At 66.6% G+C, this 20,612-nt stretch carries 18 protein-coding genes; 11 read left to right on the top strand and 7 right to left on the bottom strand.

Annotated elements, in window-relative coordinates:
- The first annotated feature begins 152 nt into the window (after positions 1–152).
- Entirely contained in the window at positions 153–1,343 is a 1,191-nt protein-coding gene (locus OSH07_RS12990; protein WP_266339072.1) for an MFS transporter, read from the top strand.
- 44 nt (positions 1,344–1,387) lie between these two features.
- On the opposite strand, the gene OSH07_RS12985 is transcribed toward OSH07_RS12990, so the two are convergent.
- Positions 1,388–2,137 carry a FadR/GntR family transcriptional regulator gene (locus OSH07_RS12985; protein WP_266339071.1) on the bottom strand — a complete coding sequence of 250 codons (750 nt, stop codon included), beginning with the start codon at positions 2,135–2,137 and terminating at the stop codon, positions 1,388–1,390.
- Positions 2,138–2,588: 451 nt separating this feature from the next.
- Here OSH07_RS12985 and OSH07_RS12980 point away from each other — a divergent pair, with 451 nt between their 5' ends.
- The 7 genes from OSH07_RS12980 (at position 2,589) to OSH07_RS12950 (ending at position 9,020) form a co-directional block, all read left to right on the top strand.
- Positions 2,589–3,869 carry an ABC transporter substrate-binding protein gene (locus OSH07_RS12980; protein WP_266339070.1) on the top strand — a complete coding sequence of 427 codons (1,281 nt, stop codon included), beginning with the start codon at positions 2,589–2,591 and terminating at the stop codon, positions 3,867–3,869.
- Positions 3,870–3,953: 84 nt separating this feature from the next.
- Positions 3,954–4,832, top strand: a complete 879-nt coding sequence (locus tag OSH07_RS12975) for a carbohydrate ABC transporter permease (protein ID WP_266339069.1) — start codon at positions 3,954–3,956, stop codon at positions 4,830–4,832.
- A 53-nt stretch (positions 4,833–4,885) separates the two neighbouring features.
- Positions 4,886–5,713, top strand: coding sequence for a carbohydrate ABC transporter permease (locus OSH07_RS12970; protein WP_266339090.1), 828 nt, complete (start codon positions 4,886–4,888; stop codon positions 5,711–5,713).
- A gap of 88 nt (positions 5,714–5,801) precedes the next feature.
- Positions 5,802–7,319, top strand: a complete 1,518-nt coding sequence (arfA, locus tag OSH07_RS12965; RefSeq protein ID WP_266339089.1) for an arabinosylfuranosidase ArfA — start codon at positions 5,802–5,804, stop codon at positions 7,317–7,319.
- A 179-nt stretch (positions 7,320–7,498) separates the two neighbouring features.
- On the top strand, positions 7,499–8,242 hold the full coding sequence (locus OSH07_RS12960) for a heme ABC transporter permease (protein ID WP_266339068.1): 744 nt from the start codon (positions 7,499–7,501) through the stop codon (positions 8,240–8,242).
- Positions 8,239–8,439, top strand: coding sequence for a heme exporter protein CcmD (gene ccmD, locus OSH07_RS12955; RefSeq protein WP_266339067.1), 201 nt, complete (start codon positions 8,239–8,241; stop codon positions 8,437–8,439). Before OSH07_RS12960 ends, ccmD begins: the two co-directional genes overlap by 4 nt.
- Entirely contained in the window at positions 8,436–9,020 is a 585-nt protein-coding gene (locus tag OSH07_RS12950) for a DsbE family thiol:disulfide interchange protein (protein ID WP_266339066.1), read from the top strand. The genes ccmD and OSH07_RS12950 overlap by 4 nt, the downstream gene beginning before the upstream one ends.
- Before the next feature lie 179 nt (positions 9,021–9,199).
- Here OSH07_RS12950 and OSH07_RS12945 read toward each other — a convergent pair whose 3' ends face one another.
- From OSH07_RS12945 to dapF, 4 genes are all read right to left on the bottom strand, one after another.
- Positions 9,200–9,841, bottom strand: coding sequence for a septation protein A (locus OSH07_RS12945; protein ID WP_266339065.1), 642 nt, complete (start codon positions 9,839–9,841; stop codon positions 9,200–9,202).
- A gap of 66 nt (positions 9,842–9,907) precedes the next feature.
- Positions 9,908–11,203: a signal recognition particle-docking protein FtsY gene (gene ftsY / locus OSH07_RS12940; protein ID WP_266339064.1), complete on the bottom strand. Its 1,296-nt coding sequence runs from the start codon at positions 11,201–11,203 to the stop codon at positions 9,908–9,910.
- On the bottom strand, positions 11,203–12,468 hold the full coding sequence (gene mtaB / locus OSH07_RS12935; protein WP_266339063.1) for a tRNA (N(6)-L-threonylcarbamoyladenosine(37)-C(2))-methylthiotransferase MtaB: 1,266 nt from the start codon (positions 12,466–12,468) through the stop codon (positions 11,203–11,205). The genes ftsY and mtaB overlap by 1 nt, the downstream gene beginning before the upstream one ends.
- Positions 12,465–13,364: a diaminopimelate epimerase gene (gene dapF, locus OSH07_RS12930; RefSeq protein WP_266339062.1), complete on the bottom strand. Its 900-nt coding sequence runs from the start codon at positions 13,362–13,364 to the stop codon at positions 12,465–12,467. The genes mtaB and dapF overlap by 4 nt, the downstream gene beginning before the upstream one ends.
- 385 nt (positions 13,365–13,749) lie before the next feature.
- Between dapF and pncB the strand changes: the two genes are divergently transcribed.
- Positions 13,750–15,066 carry a nicotinate phosphoribosyltransferase gene (gene pncB, locus OSH07_RS12925; RefSeq protein ID WP_266339061.1) on the top strand — a complete coding sequence of 439 codons (1,317 nt, stop codon included), beginning with the start codon at positions 13,750–13,752 and terminating at the stop codon, positions 15,064–15,066.
- Between the two features lie 246 nt (positions 15,067–15,312).
- On the opposite strand, the gene OSH07_RS12920 is transcribed toward pncB, so the two are convergent.
- Together OSH07_RS12920 and OSH07_RS12915 are read right to left on the bottom strand one after the other, a co-directional pair.
- A complete protein-coding gene (locus tag OSH07_RS12920; protein ID WP_266339060.1) occupies positions 15,313–16,632 on the bottom strand; it encodes a glucoamylase family protein in 1,320 nt (439 codons plus the stop codon).
- Positions 16,583–18,391, bottom strand: a complete 1,809-nt coding sequence (locus OSH07_RS12915; protein ID WP_266339059.1) for an ABC transporter ATP-binding protein/permease — start codon at positions 18,389–18,391, stop codon at positions 16,583–16,585. Before OSH07_RS12915 ends, OSH07_RS12920 begins: the two co-directional genes overlap by 50 nt.
- A gap of 384 nt (positions 18,392–18,775) precedes the next feature.
- On the opposite strand from OSH07_RS12915, the gene glpK reads away from it, so the two are divergent.
- Together glpK and OSH07_RS12905 are read left to right on the top strand one after the other, a co-directional pair.
- A complete protein-coding gene (gene glpK, locus OSH07_RS12910; protein WP_266339058.1) occupies positions 18,776–20,266 on the top strand; it encodes a glycerol kinase GlpK in 1,491 nt (496 codons plus the stop codon).
- Positions 20,267–20,342: 76 nt separating this feature from the next.
- A complete protein-coding gene (locus tag OSH07_RS12905; protein ID WP_266339057.1) occupies positions 20,343–20,573 on the top strand; it encodes a hypothetical protein in 231 nt (76 codons plus the stop codon).
- Positions 20,574–20,612 lie beyond the last annotated feature (39 nt).

The raw sequence follows: 20,612 nt of genomic DNA, 5'->3' as shown, positions 1-20,612 counted from the left end.
ACACAACGAAGAACGAAGAACAGCGGCGCGGACGGCAAAAGCAAAACGGCATATGTGAACTCGATTCCAAGCTGCTGTTATCGCCAGGCTCTCAGTCGATCCGGACCGGCCCCCTATCTTGGGCGGGATCCTGAACCACAAAGAGCTTCCTCATGCCCCTCGCGCTCCTTGCCCTGACCGTCGGTGCCTTTGGCATCGGCGTCACCGAATTCGTCATCATGGGCCTCTTGATGGAGGTGGGCGCCGATCTGGGCGTCTCCATCTCGATGGCCGGCCTGCTCATCTCCGGCTACGCGTTGGGTGTCGTCGCCGGCGCGCCGCTGCTGACGGCGCTCACCGTCCGCTGGTCGCGCAAGACGACGCTGCTGACGCTGATGGCGATCTTCACGATCGGCAACGCCGCCTGCGCGGTGGCGCCCGACTATGCGAGCCTGATGGCCGCCCGCGTGCTGGCCGCCTTCGCGCACGGCACCTTCTTCGGGGTCGGCTCGGTCGTGGCCACCACCCTGGTGGCGCCGGATCGCCGCGCTTCGGCGATCGCCATCATGTTCACCGGCCTGACGGTGGCCAATGTCCTCGGCGTGCCCTTCGGCACGTGGCTCGGCCAGGCCTATGGCTGGCGCGCGACCTTCTGGGCGGTGGCCGGCGTCGGCGTGGTCGCGTTCGTGGTCATCGCGCTGCTGGTGCCGCGCGACGTGCCGGATGCCGACGCGCCGGACCTGAAGCGCGACCTCAAGGCGCTGATGCGTCGGCCGGTCCTGCTCGGCCTGCTGACGACCGTGCTCGGCTATGCCGGCCTGTTTGCCGTCTTCACCTATATCGTGCCGCTTCTGACCGAGGTTACCGGCCTGCCGCAGGCGGCCGTGTCGCCCATCCTGTTCGTGTTCGGCGGCGGCCTGATCGTCGGCAATCTGCTGGGCGGCCGGCTGGCCGATCGCAGGCTGGTGCCGACGATGCTCGGCAGCCTGCTCGTTCTCGCGGCCGTGCTGCTGGCGACCGGACCCGCCCTGCATCACCCGGCAGCCGCCGTGGTGATCATCGGCCTGCTCGGCGCATCGGCCTTCGCCACCGTGGCGCCTTTGCAGATGTGGGTGATCGAGCAGTCGCGCGGCGCCGGCCAGAGCCTCGCCTCGAGCTTCAACATCGCCGCCTTCAACCTCGGAAATGCCATCGGCGCCTGGATCGGCGGCGTTGTCATCGATCATGGCCCGGGGCTGGAAGGGGTCACCTGGGCCGCGGCGCTGCTGCCGATCGCCGCCTTCCTCGTGGCGCTGTGGGCGCTGCGCACGACGCCGGCGGCGCCCCGAAAGGTGGAACTCGCGACCGGCGGCTGCACGGACTAGTCGGGTTTCGACGCTCGGCGGCGCCGGCCCCGCCGGCGCCGTTCCTATTCGGCCGCGTCGACGGTGAGCGGCAGCATGCGCTCGCGCGAGGCGGCGAGCAGGCGGGTCATCGCGTCGGCGGCCTCGGACGGCCGGCGGGCGAGGATCGCCGTGCGCACGGCGTCATGCAGGGCGATGTCCTCGTTCGGCTGCGCCGCGTGCTGCTGCAACAGCTCGGACGAGACGCGCAGCGCCGACTTGACGGCACTGCCGATCGTGACGAACAGGCCGTTATGCGAGGCGTTGATCACGGCGAGATGGAATCCGAGCGCCGATTCCGATGTCGCCTTGATCGGCAGCTTCTGCTCGTAGGCGGCGACGAGCTCGTGAAAATAGTGCTCGATCTTGCCGAAATCCTCGGCCGTGCCGTCGCGGGCCGCGAGAAACGAGGCGCGCGGCTCGAAGCAGAGCCGCATCTCGAAGATGTCCTCGACGATCTTCTGGTCGAACTGCGCCTGCAGGCGCCAGGCCAGCACGTCGCGGTCGAGCAGGTTCCATTCGGCGAACGGCAGCACGCGGGTACCGACCTTCGGCGAGACCTCGATCAGCCGCTTGCCGGCCAGGCTCTTCACCGCTTCGCGTATCGTCGTCCGGCTCACGCCATAGGTCTGGCAGAGCTCGCTTTCGATCGGCAGCGACGTTCCAGGCAGGAATTCGCCGGAGACGATCCGGACGCCAATATGGTTGGCGACCTGCGCGCTCATCGTTCCTACCGGTAGAAGCTCGCGCTCCAGCATCACACTCTCTCCCGCCAAGTGTCATCCTTTACGCGGTTTGCGATGCGGAGGCCAAGACCCCGCATCCTGCTTCGGCCGGATTCCGGGGTTCGTGCAGCCGGCGTCCCCGCCCGTCGACAGGGCTGGAAGACCGGATTGACAAACCCCGGGATCAAAATCATGATCGAGGCATATGATAATACCATTGACCACCTCTTGGGGAGGGGCTCGGTTGGGAAATCGTATGCGGGGCCGAAAACGGGGATGTCCCAGTCCGGATGTTCCAAGCTCTGCCCTGGGGTGGTCGCGCGTCTTCGACGATGAGGAAGTCGGGTGCGCGGTGATGAGGCAGGGCGGGACGACATGCAGGACGTGTCGGCCGCCGCGGCAGTGGAGCTACTCCGCCATCGGCGGGGCGAAATGAAAGTCGCCGGAGGACGGATCTTGTTGGGAGATCCGATGGGCGGCAACAAAGCGGAGGAAACGCGATATGCGAAAGTTTATGACGAAGGCGCTCGCCACGGCGGCGCTGCTGGCGATGACGGCAGGCGCCCAGGCGAAGGAGACGGTCGTCTGGTGGGACTTCCTGTCCGGCGGTGACGGCGTGCGGATGAAGGCGCTGCTCGACGAATTCAACAAGACGCATCCGGACATCGAGATCCAGGCCACCACGCTCGAGTGGGGCGTTCCCTTCTACACCAAGGTGCAGACCTCGGCCGCCGTCGGCGAAGGCCCCGACGTCATGACCTATCACCTGTCGCGCCTGCCGCTCGGTGTCGATTCCGGCGTCCTGCGCGAGATCTCCCCGGACGAGCTGAAAGCCGCCGGCATCGAGGCCGGCAACTACCAGCCGGCCAACTGGAAGGCCGCGCAGGTCGACGGCAAGCAGTATGCCGTGCCGTTCGATATCCATTCGGTCGTGCTCTACTACAACAAGGACCTGCTGAAGAAGGCCGGCCTGCTCGGCGATGACGGCCTGCCGAAGGGTCTCGACGGTCTCGAGAACTTCGACGCCGCGCTGCAGAAGCTGAAGGATGGCGGCACCGACTACGGTGTCTCGATCCACAGCGCGACCGGCGATTCGCAGTGGCGCATCTTCTATTCGTTGCTCGGCCAGCAGGGCGGCGAGTTCCTGAAGGACGGCAAGATCCTCGACGGCGATAACCTCGACAAGGCCGTCAACGCCGCTGCTGCCGTCGCCAAGTGGACGACGTCGGGCTGGGCGCCGAAGCAGGTCGATTATCCGGCCTCGGTCGCGCTCTTCACCTCGGGCAAGGCCGCGATGCACATCAACGGCGTCTGGGAAGTGCCGACGATGGTCGACCTCGCCAAGCAGGGCAAGCTCGGCTTCGAGTGGGGCGCGATCCAGCTGCCGACGCTGTTCGCGCAGCCGGCGACCTGGGCCGACTCGCACGCCTTCGCGATCCCGAACCGCAAGGGCAAGGAAATCTCGCCCGAGAAGCTCAAGGCCGTCCTCGCCGTCATCAAGTGGATGAACGAGAACAGCCTGTCCTGGGCTACCGCCGGCCACATCCCGGCCTTCCTCCCGGTTGCCGATAGCGCCGAGTTCAAGAAGATGGAGCCGAACGCGACCTACTCGACGCTCGCCAAGACCGCCGTCTTCGATCCGTCCTCGAAGATCGCCGGCGTCGCCTCGCCCGTCTATGACGCGGCCGGCAACTACCTGGTTCCCGCCATCAATGGCGAGAAGGACCCGAAGGAAGCGATGACCGAAATGCAGGAAGAGCTGCAGGGTCTCCTCGACGACTAACGCCGTCTGCAAGACCGCCCCCGGCCGGCAGGCCCCGTCGCATGCCGGCCGGATCCCTCTTCCTCGGCGGAGCTTCGAGATCGCATGAGAAACCGTTACCGTGAGTATGCCTGGGCTCTCGCCTTCGTCGCTCCGTTCCTGATCGTCTATCTGGTCATCTTCATCTATCCGACGATCAAGATGATCGAGCTGACCTTCACCGATGCGCCGCTGATCGGCGACGGCAACTGGGTCGGCCTGAAGAATTACGTCAAGCTGTTCAAGGACAAGCTGTTCACGACGTCCGTGCTCAATACGGGCTATTTCGTGCTGCTGACCGTCATTCCGAACACGCTGGTCGGGCTCGGCATCGCGCTGATGGTCAATCGCCTGAAGGGCTGGACGCAGAGCGTTATCCTGGCGATGTTCTTTTTGCCCTACATCCTGCCGGTCTCGGTGATCTTCCTGATCTGGCGCTGGATCTTCGACGTCCAGTTCGGCATCGGCCAGTATGTGATCGAGTTCTTCTATGGCGAGCGCGTGCCGGTGTTCCGCAATCCGGTCTGGCTGATGCCCGCCGTCGCCTTCATCACCATCTGGTGGACCAACGGCTTCAACCTGCTGCTGTTCATCGCCGGCCTGCGCAACATTCCCCAGGACATGTATGACGCGTCAGCTCTCGACGGCGCCCGCCGCTGGCAGCAGTTCCGCTACATCACCTGGCCGCTGATCTGGCCGATCACGGCCCTCGTGCTGACGATCCAGCTCATCCTGCAGCTGAAGATCTTCGATCAGGTCTACCTGTTCACCATCGGCGGCCAGGCCAATCCGACCATGGTCATGGTGCAGTATGTCTACAAGCTCGCCTTCCAGATGAACAAGGGCGGCTATGGCGCGACCGTCGCCCTGGCGCTGTTCGCGATCATCGTCGTGTTCTCTGTATTCCAGTATCAGTTGCTGCGCGTCAGGGGAGGCCGGTCATGAGCGCTACCGCGGAAACCAAGGTGCTGGCCGAACCGCGCGTCGACATGATGCGGATGCGGCGCTTCAACGCCGTCGGCCTCGCCCTCACGCTCCTGACCGTCGTCATCGCGGTGATCTGGGCCTTCCCGCTCTACTGGGCGATGGTCACGACGCTGAAGCCGGAATTCGAGGTGGTGGAGCCGGGCATACGCCTTTGGCCGAAGACCTTCACGATCGGCGCCTATCTCTATGTGCTGACGCACACCTCGATCGGCACCTGGTACGTGAATTCGCTGGTCACCTCCGGCGCTGTCACGGTGCTGGTGCTCCTGATGGGATCGACCTGCGGCTATGCGCTGTCGCAGTTGCGCTTCCCAGGCCGCAGCCTCATCTGGCTGATGATCCTGGCCAGCTTCATGGTGCCGATCCAGACGCTGATCGTGACGCATTTCATCCTGATGAGCGATTTCGGGCTGATCAACACCTGGCTCGGCGTGATCCTGCCGCAGCTGATCGTTCCCGTCGTCGTCATCGTCTATAAGCAGTTCTTTGACAGCGTGCCGAAGGACTTTCGCGAGGCGGCCCGCGTCGACGGCGCCAACGAGTTCAACATCTTCTTCCGCATCTACCTGCCGATGAACTGGGGTGTGACGACGGCGCTCGCCATCATCACCTTCATCGGCGCCTGGAACAACTTCCTCTGGCCGTTCCTCGTCTCCACCTCGGAATCGACGATGAACGTCACGGTCGGCATCACCCAGGTCAAGGATGCGTTCGGCGTGCAATACGCCCGCGAGATCGCCGGCGCCGTCATGGCCGGCCTCCCTGTCGCGATCGCCTACCTGCTTTTCCAGCGTCGCGTGACGCAGGCGATCATGCTTTCCGCCGGCATCAAGGGCTAGCGGCACTTCACCGTCGCCGCCCGGCTCCGGCCGGCGGCGATCCCCTCCCACGTTTACTGCAGATCAATCCGAGAGCTTTCCATCCATGTTGAACGCCAAACTCATCGTCGACCGCGACTTTGTCGTCTCCGAACTCGACCGGCGCATGTTCGGCACCTTCGTCGAGCATATGGGCCGCTGCGTCTATGGCGGCATCTACGAGCCCGGCCACGCCACCGCCGACGAGGATGGCTTCCGCGGCGACGTGCTGGAGCTGACCAAGGAACTCGGCACCACCATCGTCCGCTATCCCGGCGGCAATTTCCTCTCGGGCTACAATTGGGAGGACGGCGTCGGCCCGGCCGACAAGCGCCCCGTCCGCCGCGACCTCGCCTGGTTCTCGACCGAGACCAACCAGTTCGGCACCAACGAGTTCATGAAGTGGGCCAAGAAGGCCGACATCGAGCCGATGTTCGGCGTCAATCTCGGCACCAAGGGTCCCGACGAGGCGCGCCAGTTCCTCGAATACTGCAACCATGAGGGCGGTTCGGCGCTGTCGGACCTCCGCAAGGAGCATGGCTACGAGAAGCCGCACGACATCAAGTTCTGGTGCCTCGGCAACGAGATGGATGGTCCCTGGCAGATCTGCCACAAGACCGCCGAGGAATATGGCCGCGTCGCGCTCGAGACCGCCAAGGTGATGCGCTGGGTCGACCCGACCATCCAGCTCGCCGCCTGCGGCTCGTCCCACCGCAACATGCCGACCTATGGCTCGTGGGAATACCAGGTCCTTGATCATTGCTATGACGAGGTCGACTTCATCTCGCTGCACACCTACTTCAACAACCATGCGGATTCGGCCGCCGAATATTTCGGCGTCATCGAGCTGCTGGATGCCTTCATCAAGGAAGTCGCGGCGATCTGCGACGCGGTCGGCGCCAAGCGTCGCTCGCACAAGAAGATCATGCTGTCGCTGGACGAATGGAACGTCTGGTACAAGACCCACAAGATCGAGCACATGCGCGTCCCCGGCTGGCCGGAAGCGCCGAAGCTGATCGAGGAAGTCTACAACGCCGAGGACGCGCTGATCGTCGGCGGCGCCCTGATCGCCATGCTGAACAACGCCGATCGCGTCAAGACGGCCTGCCTGGCGCAGCTCGTCAACGTCATCGGCCCGATCATGACGGAAACCGGCGGCGCCGCCTGGCGCCAGACCATCTTCCATCCGTTCGCGCTCGCCTCGAAGTACGGCCATGGCCGCGTCTTGAAGAGCGTGGCGGAATCGCCGTCCTATAGCGCCAAGACCTTCCCCGAGATCCCCTATCTCTATGCGACGGTGATCGACAATCCGGCCGATGGCACCACGACGGTGATCGCGCTCAACCGCAGCCTGACGGATTCGATGGACGTCGAGGTCGAGCTGCGCGGCCTTGGCAAGGATCGCGAGCTGGTGCACGCGACCGAGCTGCACCATTCGAACCTGAAGGCCGTCAACACCAAGGACGCGCCCAACACGGTCGCGCCGAAGGAGAACAAGGACGTCACCATCGACGGCGAGCGGCTGACGCTGCGCCTGAAGCCGGCCTCGTTCAACGTCATCACGACGAAGGCGACCGCTGCCGCCTGAGCCTCCGGCTCCTGAATGCCGCCTGATGGCGGCCTGCGCCCGCATCCGATGGATGCGGGCGTTTCTTTTGGCCCGGAAGCGCGGATTGCCGGCGCGAAGCTGCGTCCGTTCGCCCGAAATCGCCGGCGGCTGCAATCGGTCGCGTTGCGAAGTCGGCCGGGTGACCCTATGACATCGGCATGGCCCTTCTCGATCTCGCCAATCCGACGCGCTTCATGTCGTTGACCGACCGCCTGCTGCCCTGGCTCTGGGGCGCGGCGCTGCTGGTGCTCGGCACCGGCCTCTATCTCGGCCTCTTCGTCGCGCCCGCCGACTACCAGCAGGGCGAGACGGTCAAGATCATGTTCATCCATGTTCCGGCCGCCTGGCTCGCCATGTTCGGCTACGGCATGATGGCGGTCTCGGCGCTCGGCACGCTGATCTGGCGCCATCCGCTCGCCGACGTCGCCGCCAAGGCGACCGCGCCGGTCGGCGCCGCCTTCACGCTGATGGCGCTCCTGACCGGCTCGCTATGGGGCAAGCCGATGTGGGGCACCTGGTGGGAATGGGATGCCCGCATGACCTCGGTGCTGATCCTGTTCCTGATGTATCTCGGCCTGATCGCGCTCTGGAACGCCATCGAGGACCCGATCAAGGGCGGCCGCGTCGGCGCCGTGCTGATCCTGGTCGGCTCGATCAATCTGCCGATCATCAAGTTTTCCGTCGACTGGTGGAACACGTTGCACCAGCCGGCCAGCGTCTTCCGCATGGGCGGTTCGACGATCGACGCCAGCATGCTCTATCCGCTCCTCATCTCGGCCGTCGGCGCCACGCTGCTGTTCCTGGCGCTCAGCGTCATGGCGATGCGCAACGAGATCCTGCGCCGGCGGATCCGCGCGCTCCGCCTCGTCGCGGCCGCCACCCCGGCCGGAGCCCAGGCATGATCGAAACCTTCGGGCCGCATGCTGGCTTCATCCTGGCCGCCTATGGCGTCAGCGCCGCCATCGTCCTCGCCCTGTTCGGCTGGATCCTTCTCGACGGCATCTCGCTGCGCCGGACGATGCGCGATCTCGAGGCCCGTGGCATCCGCCGCCGCTCTGCCCGCAAGGGGGCGGCCAAAGCCGCCGACGCCGCATCATGACCGAGGCAGGATCTTCGCAGGAGGCGCGGTCGCTCGGCCGGCGGCTCGCCATCTGGGCGCCGATCGCCGCCTTCGCGGCGCTCGCCGTGATTTTCATCATCCGGCTGGAGCAGGGTGGCGACCCATCCCTGATTCCCTCGGCGCTGATCGGCCGGCCGGCGCCGGCGACCGTGCTGCCGCCGCTCGAGGGCCTCGACCGGCCCGGCATCGACGCGGCGGATTTCGCCGGCAAGGTGACGCTGGTCAATGTCTGGGCGTCGTGGTGCGTGCCTTGCCGCGAGGAGCATCCGATCCTGGAGAAGCTCGCGACCGACAAGCGCATAAATCTGGTCGGCATCAACTATAAGGACAAGCCGGCCAACGCGCTCGGCTTCCTTGGCCAGATGGGCAATCCCTACGCGGCTGTCGGCGTCGACGAGAAGGGGCGGAGCTCGATCGACTGGGGCGTCTATGGCGTGCCGGAGACGTTCCTGGTCGGGCGCGACGGCAAGATCCGCTTCAAGTTCGTCGGCCCGCTCAGCGACGAGAGCCTCGAAAAGGTGCTGATGCCGGAGATCGAGAAGGCGCTGGCCGCGTCCTGATCGACCATTGGGATATGCGGCACAGGGGCGCTGGCAGCTCCACCTTTACCTCTCCCATGGGGAGAGGTCGGCTCGAAGGGCCGGGTGAGGGGGGAACCGTCCGGTGAGGCTTCAGCCCCTCACCCGCCGGCCTTCGGCCGTCGACCTCTCCCCATGGGAGAGGTGCAGACCTTCACTCCTCAGCGCGTCGGCTGCGTTTCGGTTTTTTCGTCCGGAATCGTCGTGCGGGTGATCAGCGGCAGCTGGAACAGGGTGAACAGGAAGGTCAGCGGCATGATGCCGAACACCTTGAAGTTCACCCAGAGATCGGTTGCCGCCTTCGGATCGGCGAGATAGGCGTCTGCACCCTTCCAGACCACCACGTTCAGCACCGCTAAGGCCAGGAAGAACAGGCCCCAGCGGAAGGTCAGCTTGCGCCAGCCCTCGTCGGTCAGGCGGAAGACGCTGTCGAAGACATAGCCGAGCAGCGATCGGCCGAAGGCGAGGCCGCCGAGCAGGACCAGGCCGAACAGCGTGTTGACGATGGTCGGCTTCAGCTTGATGAAGGTGTCGTCGTGCAACCAGAGCGTCAGTCCGCCGAAGACGACGACGACGACGCCGGTGACCAGCGGCATGATCGGCAGCTTGCGCGTCAGCGCGTAGGAAACGGCGAGCGCCGCGAGCGTCGCTGCCATGAACAGGCCGGTCGCCCAATAGATGTCGGCGCGCGCATTGGCGAAGAAGAACACGCCGAGCGGTCCCAGTTCGAGCGCCAGCTTCAGGAGCGGGTTCAGCTCCTTGCGGGCGGGATCGTTGGGCGCGCGTTCGATTTCCAGGGTCATGTTCGGCTTTCGATGCTGTTCGCGCTTTGACATAGGGCGATCATCGCGGCTGATCTATGGCGCGGCTTACGCTGCGATACCGGCGATGGCGCGGGCGAAGTCGTCGGCGGCGAAGGGTTCGAGGTCGTTGATGCCCTCGCCGACGCCGATGAAGTGGATCGGCAGGCCGTATTTCGCGGCGATGGCGACGAGGATGCCGCCGCGTGCCGTGCCGTCGAGCTTGGTCATCACCAGGCCGGTGACGCCGGCGACGCGGCCGAAGATCTCGACCTGCTGCAGCGCGTTCTGGCCGGTGGTGGCGTCGAGCGTCAGGAGAACGCTGTGCGGCGCGGTCGGGTCCTGCTTCTTGATCACGCGGATGACCTTCTCCAGCTCCGCCATCAGTTCGGTGCGGTTCTGCAGGCGGCCGGCGGTGTCGATCATGAGCACGTCGGTGCCGTTCGCCTGCGCCTCCTTCAGCGCGTCGAAGGCAAGGCCGGCGGCGTCGGCGCCGATCGAGCGGGCGACGACGGCGGCGCCGGTGCGCTGGCCCCAGATCTTCAACTGCTCCACCGCGGCGGCGCGGAAGGTGTCGCCGGCGGCGAGCATGACCGAGCGGCCGTCGGCGCGCAGCTTCGAGGCGAGCTTGCCGATCGTCGTCGTCTTGCCGGTGCCGTTGACGCCGACGACGAGGACGACATGCGGCTTGCGCGCCGGATCGATCACCAGCGGCTTCGCCACCGGCGCGAGCACTTTCGAGACTTCCTCGGCCAGCACGGCGCGGACCTCGTCGCCCTCGATCTCCTTGCCGAAGCGGCCCTTCTTCAGCGCCTCGGTAATGGCGGCGGCGGTGGTCAGGCCGAGATCGGCCTGGATCAGCACATCCTCGAAATCCTCGAGCGTGTCGGCGTCGAGCTTGCGCTTGGTGAAGACCGAGACGATGCCGTCGGAAATCGCGTTCGACGAGCGCGACAGGCCGGCCTTCAGCCGCTGGAACCAGTTCTGCTTCGGCGCCGGTTCGGGGGCAGGCGCCGGCGCCGCCGGAGCGGCGAAGAAGCCGGTCGGGCGCGGCGCTTCGACGGGCGCCGGGGCCGGAATTGGCTCGGCCTCGACGACCGGCGGGGCCGGTTCGATGGCGACGGGCGCTTCGGGTTCGGCCGGCGCCGGCGCTGCTTCTTCTTCGATCACCTCGACGGTCGCTTCCGCCTCGATCGCCGGCGAAGCAGCGACGGGGGCGGGCTCGACGGCGACCGGCTCGGGTGTGGCGACGGGCGCCTCCGCCACGGGTTCCGGCGTCGGGGCGAGTTCGGGCTCGGGCTCGGCCGGCTTCGGCGCACCGCCGCCGAAAAAGCGACGGAACAGGCCCTTCTTTTCTTCAGCCATCAGGCGGCCTCTGCGAGTGGGGTGGCGAGGAGGCCCGATGCCGTCCGTCCAACGATATGGGCCGGGACGAGCGTCCCGGCGGCGATGCCCGGCATGGAGACCGGGGTGAAATGCTCGGTGCGGCCGACGCCGCCCTTCTCCATCAGCACGTGGCGCGTGGCGCCGATTTCGCCGTCGAGATGGGCAGCGAGCGTCGCCTGGCCCTTTTCGCGCAGGCGCGCCGCGCGGGCCTTGATGGTCTGCGGATCGAGCTGCGGCATCCGCGCCGCCGGCGTGCCGGGGCGGGGCGAGAACGGGAAGACATGCAGATGCGTCAGCCCGCAATCGTCGACGAGCGCCAGCGAGTTCTCGAACATCGCCTCGCTCTCCGTCGGGAAGCCGGCGATGATGTCGGCACCGAGGACGACGTCTGGACGCAGCCGCCGCACCGCCTCGGCGAAGCGGATGGCGTCGGCGCGGCCGTGGCGGCGCTTCATCCGCTTCAGGATCAGGTCGTCGCCGTGCTGCAGCGACAGGTGGAAATGCGGCATCAGCCGCTCGTCCTCGCCGATCGCCCGCATCAGGGCGTCGTCGACCTCGATCGTGTCGATCGAGGAGAGCCGCAGGCGCGGCAGTTCGGGAACGAGCTTTAGGATCGTCGCGACCAGCGTGCCGAGGGTCGGCCGGCCCGGCAGGTCGCTGCCATAGGCGGTCATGTCGACGCCCGTCAGCACGATCTCGGCATGGCCGGTCTCGACCAGCCGGCGGATCTGCTCGACCACGGCGCCCATCGGCACCGAGCGCGACGGACCCCGGCCATAGGGGATGATGCAGAAGGTGCAGCGGTGGTCGCAGCCGTTCTGCACCTGCACGAAGCCGCGCGTGTGTCCGTCCATGCCGGCGACGAGATGGCCGGCCGTCTCGCGCACGGCCATGATGTCGGCGACCTGGACGCGCTCATGATCGGTGATCTGGAGCCCGAGTGGCCGATAGGCGGCGCTGGTCAGCTTTTCCGCATTGCCGAGAACGAGATCGACCTCTTCCATGGCGGCGAAGGTGGCGGATTCCGTCTGCGCGGCGCAGCCGGAGACGACGATCTTGACGTCGGGCCGCTCGCGGCGGGTCCGGCGGATCGTTTGCCGCGCCTGCCGGACGGCTTCCGCCGTGACCGCGCAGGTATTGATGATCACCGCGTCGGCAAGGCCGGCTTCCGCCGCCCGGTTCCGCATCACCTCGGTTTCGAGCGTGTTGAGGCGGCAGCCGAAGGTGATGGTCTCGATCGTCATGCGCGGCGGGCGACCGTGTCCGGCGCGACGTCGATGCGGATTTCGTCGCCGAGATTTCCCTGGCCGAGCGCAATCACGCCCTCATGCTCGAACTCGGCCGCGCCGGTCATCAGGATGTGGTTGTCGGCGCGCCATTCGATGTTGAGGACGCCGCCCGGCAGGCGGACGTCGACGATGCGGCCGGTCTTGCCGAGGCGGGCGGCGGAGACGGCGGTGGCGCAGGCGGCCGAGCCGCAGGCCAGCGTCAGTCCGGCGCCGCGTTCCCAGACGCGCAGCGTGATCGAATGGTCAGACGTCACCTCGGCGATCGATATGTTGGCGCGTTCGGGAAACATCGGGTCGCGCTCGAGGATCGGGCCGATGCGGCCGAGGTCGATCGCCTCGACGTCCTCGACCCAGTAGATGACATGCGGATTGCCGATATTGGCGGCCGACGGGCGCGACAGGATCGGCGCGTCGACGGGGCCGAAGCTCAGATCGATGGCGCGCGTGTCCTCGAACGGCACGGCAAGCGGGATTTCGGCCCAACCGAACCGCGGCTCGCCCATGTCGACGGTGATCGCGTCGGCGTTCCGGGCGCGCACGTCGAGCAGCCCGGCCGAGGTTTCGAGCTTGATCGCCTCGCGGCCGCTTTCGCGGTTCAGGACGAGCGCGACGCAGCGCGTGCCGTTGCCGCAGGCGCCGGAGAGCGAACCGTCGGTGTTGAAGATCGTCATGAAGGCGTCGGTGCCGGCGCTCTTCGGCGGCTCGATCACCATTAGCTGGTCGAATTCCGTGCGCGGGTCGGCGGCGATGGCGCGCGCCTGGCTTGCATCGAGGCGCGTTTCGGCGCCGCGCATGTCGAGCACGGTGATCCGGTTGCCGATGCCGTTCATCTTGGCGAAGGGGGCGTTCATGACGTTCCGATCATCACGCTTCCGGAGCGGTGCCGGAAGCCGAGGTTGTCGGGGCATATATGGCGGAAAGATCAGAGAAATTCCATACTGCCGCTGAGTTTCGCCGGTGCGAACCGGTCTTCCGGCCGGGCATCGAAGCGATTTGCGGCGCCGTCACCGGTCGACATGACGAATTCTGAATGAAAATCGACGGCAAAACAGGGGGGAAGTGACGTAATCTCATCTCCGCCGTAGGCTTCCTCTCTCGCCCGACTTGCGGGAGGACGCCGGGGCTGCTTCACTGGCGGGCCACGTCGCAAGGATCTCGCTCGCCTCTCGCACGCCCCGTCATCATCCGCCCGCACCGGGCCGAGACCGGGCGTCGCCTTCCGTTACGGACATATCCATGTCGCTCGACATCGCTACCCGCGTGTACAATCACGGCTTCCGCATCGACCCGATCGTGCGGACGCTGCTCGATACGGACTTTTACAAGTTCCTGATGTTGCAGCTGATCCGGGCGAAATCGCCGGACGTGCGGGCGACCTTCGGCCTGATCAACCGCACCAAGTCCGTGCGGCTGGGCGAGGTCATCGACGAGCAGGAACTGCGCGACCAGCTCGATCACGCGCGGACGCTGCGCTTCCAGAAGAACGAGCTGATCTGGCTCGCCGGAAACACGTTCTATGGCGTGAAGCAGATCTTCAAGCCGGATTTCCTCGACTGGCTCGAGGACTTCCAGTTGCCGGAATACGACCTGCGCCGCACTGAGGACGGTCAGTACGAGCTTCTCTTCGAAGGCCTCTGGGCCGAGACGACGTTGTGGGAAGTGCCGGCGCTCGCCATCGTCAGCGAGCTGCGTGCCCGCGCCGCCATGAAGGGCATGAGCCGGTTCGAACTCGATGTGCTCTATGCCAAGGCGAAGGCCAAGCTCTGGGGCAAGATCGAGCGCCTGCGCGTGCTCGCCCAGGAAGGCCCGCTGAAGATCTCCGATTTCGGCACCCGCCGCCGCCATGGCTATCTCTGGCAGAAATGGTGCGTCGAGGCGCTGCAGGAGGGTCTCGGCGACAATTTCGTCGGCACCTCCAACGTCAAGATGGCGATGGCCGCCGGCCTCGAGGCGGTCGGCACCAATGCGCATGAGCTACCGATGGTCTATGCGGCGCTCGCCGAAAACGACGAGGCGCTGCGCGACGCGCCCTACCAGGTGCTGCGCGACTGGCAGGAAATGTATGACGGCAATCTGCTGGTCATGCTGCCGGATACCTATGGCACCACTCAGTTCCTGCGCAACGCTCCCGACTGGGTGCTGAACTGGAAGGGCCTGCGCCCGGATTCGAAGCCGCCGATCGAGGGCGCCGAGGAGGCGATCGCCTGGTGGCAGCTGCATGGCTGCGACCCGCGCGAGAAGCTGCTGGTGCTGTCGGACGGCATGGACATCGACACGATCGAGGAGGCGGCGCGCCATTTTCGCGGCCGGGTCAATCTCTCGATCGGCTGGGGCACCAACGTCACCAACGACTTCCGCCATTGCGCCCCGGACGGCAAGGACGACCGCCTGCAGGCGATCTCGCTGGTCTGCAAGGTGGTGTCTGCGAACGGTCGTCCCGCGGTCAAGCTTTCCGACAACGCCAACAAGGCGACCGGGCCGGCCGAGGAGATCGCCCGCTACCGCCGCGTCTTCGGCCACCAGGACCTGATGGCGCAGCCGCTGCTGGTCTGAGGGTTTGGGGGCCGACTACTCTTCGCTTGAAGCACGGCTCCCGTCATTCCTGCGAAAGCAGGAATCCATGCTGCGGCCAGGCTCGTACGCGTCGGAGCGAGCAAACTCATCTGCCATTCCGCCTGCTGGCGGAGCGCGGCGCCACCGGCGGGTGGATCCCTGCTTTCGCAGGGATGACGGCGAGGGTGGCTCGCGGACAGTGCGCAAATGTCGGTTTTCTGCTGAGTCGCCCGTTCTCTCAGGGAGCTACCCCACCGGCGTACCGGAAAAATGCGGGCTCTGGAAATCGAGCCGCTGCAGGCCGCGGCGGACTTCGGCGTCGCGCATGAAAAGGTTCCAGATCAGGCCGGTCCGGTAATTCTCGATCATGATGATCTGCGGACCCTGGTCGATGGCGAGATGGGTCTTCGCCACCCAGCCGGCGCTCTCGCTGAAGGCGTCGAAGAAGCCGTATTCGCCCCAGAGCCGGTCGCCCATGTCGTCATGGAAGTGGCGAAGCGCCGGCAGAACGAGTTCCGGCGCATAGGGCAGGCTGGAGATCGCCGCCGTCGGCGCAATGACGCCGCGGTCGTTGTCGGGCGAATGCGCCGAATAGCCGGTGGGGTTGTCGCAGGCCGTCAGTCCCCAGCAGTCCGGGCCGTAGCCCTTGAAGCCGCCGGGATTTGCGACGCAATAGGCCTGGTTCAGCCGCGTGTGGGCGATGTTCTGCGCCCAGTAATCGGCATAGCGGTCGCTGAGCCCGCGCGGGTCGAGGCCGAGAAACGAATAATGCGCGAAGAAGAGCGGCCCGCCGCCATCCGGGCCGAGCGGCAGTTCGACGCCATATTGCGGCCGGCGGTTGATGAAGGTGCGGCTCTGGGCGAAGCCGTTGTGATAGGCGAGGGGCGGGATCGAATATTGCTCGGCGCCTGCGGCGAGCACGAACAGGATCAGGCACTCGTTCCAGCCGAGAATTTCGTGGTTCATCGCCCAGCCATGGTTCGGGCTCCAGTGCCAGTAGAGCCCGTCGCGGCCATCGCGGGTGAACCAGCTCCATTCGACGGCGCGGCGCATGTCGCCGATGCGGGCGCGCAGCCAGGGCTCCTTGCCGTCGTCGCGGTCGAAATAGACCTGCGCGGCGACCAGACCCTGGATCCAGAACGCCGTCTCGACCAGGTCGGCGCCATCGTCCTTGCGGGCATAGCGCACCACCTTGCCGGTCGTGCCGTTCATGAAGTGCGGATAGGCGCCGTGGAAGCTCTCCGCCTGCTCCAGGAAGCCGATCATCCGGTGCAGCCGATCGACCGCTTCGCCGCGCGAGATCCAGCCGCGCTCGACGGCGACGACGATCGCCATGACGCCGAAGCCGGAACCGCCGAGCGTGATCACCTCGTCATTGCCATGGGTGCGGTCGCGGGCCAGGCCGCTTACCGGATGGGCGAAATCCCAGAAATAGCGGAAGCTCTGGCGTTGGACCCGTTCGAGCAGCGCGTCGTCGTCGAGCCGGGCGGTCGTGGCGGCAGCCTCCTCCGGCGGCCTAGTCGACGGGGCGGGGGCTCGACGGCTCGGCTTGCTTGGCTTGTTCATCCGGGATCGCTCGGGTTGGGACGAGGGCAGTGACGGAGTGGGGAGCGGGCGCTGGTGGAGCGGTGTCCACCAGATTGATCGTCCGCGTGTAGAAATCGCTGGTCGTGGCGCGATCTGAAACGGTCACCACGGCGGAACCGGCGAGATCCTGGTTGATGATCGAGGTGAAGATCCCGCGCTGGTTCTCGTCGAGCCCGTCGATGGTCTGCTCGGTGAACACCCAGCGCGGCTTCAGCAGGAGGAGACGGGCAAAGGTCAGCCGCTCCTCGTCGTCATAGGAGATTTCCTTGCCCCAGCGCGCCTTGCGGTCGAGCGATCCGGCAAGGCGGCCGAGTCCGACGCGCTGCATCGCCTCTGTCAGCACCTCGTCGCGGAATCCGGCGGGATCGGACGGATAGGTGAGGGCGGCGCGCAGCGAGCCGTCGGGAACATAGGGGCGCTCGGGCATGAACATGACACTGGCACGCGGCGGCCGGCTGATCTTGCCGGATCCCCAGGGCCACAGGCCGGCCAGGGCCGAGAACAGCGCGCCATGGGCGGCGCCGGTGCGGTCGATGATCAGCACGCGGTCGCCGGGCGCGATCTCGACCGAGGTTTCGTCGAGCACGGCGCGCTGTCCCGTCCAGTCGACCGCGACATGGTCGAGCTCGAGATTGCCGAGCGGCTCGAGGTCATATTCGATGCGCTCGCCGCTGGAGCGCGGCTGCTCGAGCGTCACCAGCGCCTGGCGGAAGGTCATCACGCGGGCGAGCGTCGCGCGCCAGTCGGCGATCGAGCTGAAATTGTCGACGAACCAGCGCAGGCTGTTCTGCACCTGGTTGAAGGCGCCGACCACCATCATCAGTTCGCCGAAGGAGAGCGTGCCGCCAAAATAGGCGGGCGCCGCGATGACGATCGGCGCGACCAGGCCGATCCAGCCATAGCCAGCCGTAACCCATGTCAGCCGGGCGAGCGAATTGACGAAACGGCGCATCACCTCGATGACGCGACCGAGCTCGTCGTCGAGGCGCCGCTTCTCGTCCGCCTCGCCGGCGTTGAGGACGATGCCGTTGGCGTTCTCGTTGACCTGCACCATGGCGAAACGGAGATCCGCCTCGCGGGCATAGCGCTCGACGCCGATGCCGATCAGCGGCCGGCCGACGCGCCAGCTCACCCAGGAACCGGTCAGGGCGAAGATCAGCGCGCACCAGACCATGTAGCCGGGAATGGAGAAGCTGTAGTCGCCGACATGCAGCACCACGCCACTCGACAGCACCCAGAGCACGCCGACGAAGCTGATCAGGAGAAGCGTCGACTGGAACAGGCCGATGCCGAGGCCGGCGGAGAGCTCGGCCAGGTGGCGGGCATCCTCGTGCACGCGCTGGTCCGGGTTGATGCCGATGTCACCGGCGTCGCCGAGCAGCACCAGACGGCGCGGCGCCATCCACTGGGCGATGAGGTCACGCGTCAGCCATTGGCGGGACTGCAGTGTGATCATCTGCGCCAGCCAGGTCTGCGCGACGTTTAGCACGAGCAGCACGCCGGCGATGCCGAAGAACACCATCAGATAGTAGAGGAAGGACGAGAAGTTGCGCGTCTCGATCGCGTTGTAGAACGGGCTGTTCCAGCGGTTCAGCACCACCTGCATGCCGGCGGTGGCGATGATGACGGTGACGATGCCGACGGAGAGAAGCACGAAGGTGGGCCGCCCGGAAGAGTTCCACAACGCGGCGACGAAGGCCCTGAATTGCTGAATCAGTTCCGCGATTTCATCCGTCACGCCGTCTCCGGCGTCCGGCATGGAGTCATCAGGTCTTTCGGTCATTGCCTCGACGATCCGGCTTCGGCGCAGCAGAGCATACGCCCTGGCGTGAGATTATCGCGCATCATTCCATCCGGTGTCGCGCGGCGAATGCGGTTTCCCGAGCAAACTGTTGCCGAACAACATCAAGTCAAGTCGATGCGGCCAACCGTCCCGGCTGCGGCGCCGGCCGCCCGTCTCGCGCTCGCGCTGGCGACAGGCTAGCATCCGCGGGAAGTGGATTCCGGAACGGCCCTAAGGGAGCGGCGCGGACCGCCGGCCCGCCGCGCGGCAAGCGCGGGGGCCCGCGGCGCGACGGCTCCGGCCGGCTCCGGACGCGAAGCAGGGGTTCGGGAGGACCGCATGAGCCAATTCATCCTGGCGATCGACCAGGGCACGACGTCGACCCGCGCCATCGTCTTCGACGAGACCTACCATGTGCGCGGTACAGGCCAGCAGGAGTTTCCACAGCATTTCCCGCGCTCCGGCTGGGTCGAGCACGATCCGGAGGACATCTGGCGCACGGTGCAGGAGACGATGCGCTTCGCGCTCGCCAATGCCGGCCTCGCGCTGTCCGACATCGCCGCCATCGGCATCACCAACCAGCGCGAGACGACGATCCTCTGGGATCGCGCCAGCGGTCGGCCGATCCATAACGCCATTGTCTGGCAGGATCGTCGGACCGCGGAGCGCTGCGCCGCGATGAAGGCGGACGGGATCGAGCCGGCGCTCACCGCGAAGACCGGCCTGCTGCTCGATCCCTATTTCTCCGGCAGCAAGATCGGCTGGATCCTCGACCAGGTGCCCGGCGCCCGCGCCCGCGCCGAACGGGGCGAACTCGCCTTCGGCACGGTCGACACCTTCCTGCTCTGGCGGCTCACCGGCGGCCGCGTGCACGCGACCGACGCCACCAACGCGTCGCGGACGCTGCTGTTCGATATCCGCAGCGGCGAATGGGACGACGAGCTTTTGGCGCTGTTCGGCGTGCCGCGCGCGATCCTGCCGGAGGTGCGCGATTCGGCCGCCGATTTCGGCGTCACCGACCCGGCGGTGGTCGGGGCCGCCGTTCGCATTGCCGGCATCGCCGGCGACCAGCACGCCGCGACGCTCGGCCAGGCCTGCTTCCGGCCCGGCATGCTGAAATCGACCTATGGCACAGGCTGCTTCGCTTTGCTCAACACCGGCGCGGACCTGGTCCAGTCGAAGAACCGGCTGCTCACCACCATCGCCTACCGGCTCGACGGCAAGACGACCTATGCGCTGGAAGGCTCGATCTTCGTCGCCGGCGCGGCGGTGCAATGGCTGCGCGACGGACTGCGCATGCTGGAGCGCGCCGATCAGGCCGGCCCGATGGCGGCCGAGGCGGACCCGCACCAGAACGTTTATCTCGTGCCGGCCTTTACCGGCCTCGGCGCGCCGTGGTGGGACGCCGAAGCGCGCGGCGCGCTGTTCGGCCTGACGCGCAATACCGGACCGAACGAGTTCGTGCGCGCGGCGCTCGAATCCGTCTGCTACCAGACGCGAGACCTGCTCGACGCCATGCGGCGCGACTGGACCCGCGCCGGGGAGACCGTGCTGCGCGTCGACGGCGGCATGGTGGCGAGCGACTGGACCATGCAGCGTCTCGCCGACATCCTTGACGCGCCGGTCGATCGGCCGGTGGTTCTGGAGACGACGGCGCTGGGCGCCGCCTGGCTTGCCGGCCGGCAGGTCGGCGTATGGCCGGCCGAAGAAGGCTTCGCGGCGAGCTGGCGGCTCAACCAACAGTTCCTGCCGCACATGGCGGCCGACCTCCGCGAGGCGAAGCTCGCCGGCTGGCGCGACGCCGTCCGCCGCACGCTGACCGGAGGCTGAGCGGCCGGCTGTGACGGCGGTCATCCTCCTGTTACGGAATGTCTGCTAGTATGGCGGTTTCTGTCAGGAGGGTGCCATGCCCCGCAGAATCGCAATGGCCTTCGCCTTCGTGGCGTTCTCTAGCCTCGTCGTCACCGGGGCTCTTGCCGAAAAGGACCGGCCGGCGGGTTCGCCCGCCGGGGCGGCATGCGGCAAGATTGATCGCTGCACGCCGCCGCTCGGCGAACCAGACGGCAAGCCGACGCAGAACCGGACGGACAAGAGCCGGCACGACACGGTCAAGAACTCGATCAACAATGTCCGTTGACCGATCCCGCATGACCGTGTGCCGGCTTTCGCGCCGCGG

This window comes from Kaistia nematophila, assembly GCF_026343855.1.
Taxonomy (GTDB): domain Bacteria; phylum Pseudomonadota; class Alphaproteobacteria; order Rhizobiales; family Kaistiaceae; genus Kaistia; species Kaistia nematophila.
This window is presented reverse-complemented; position numbering and strand designations above follow the sequence as displayed.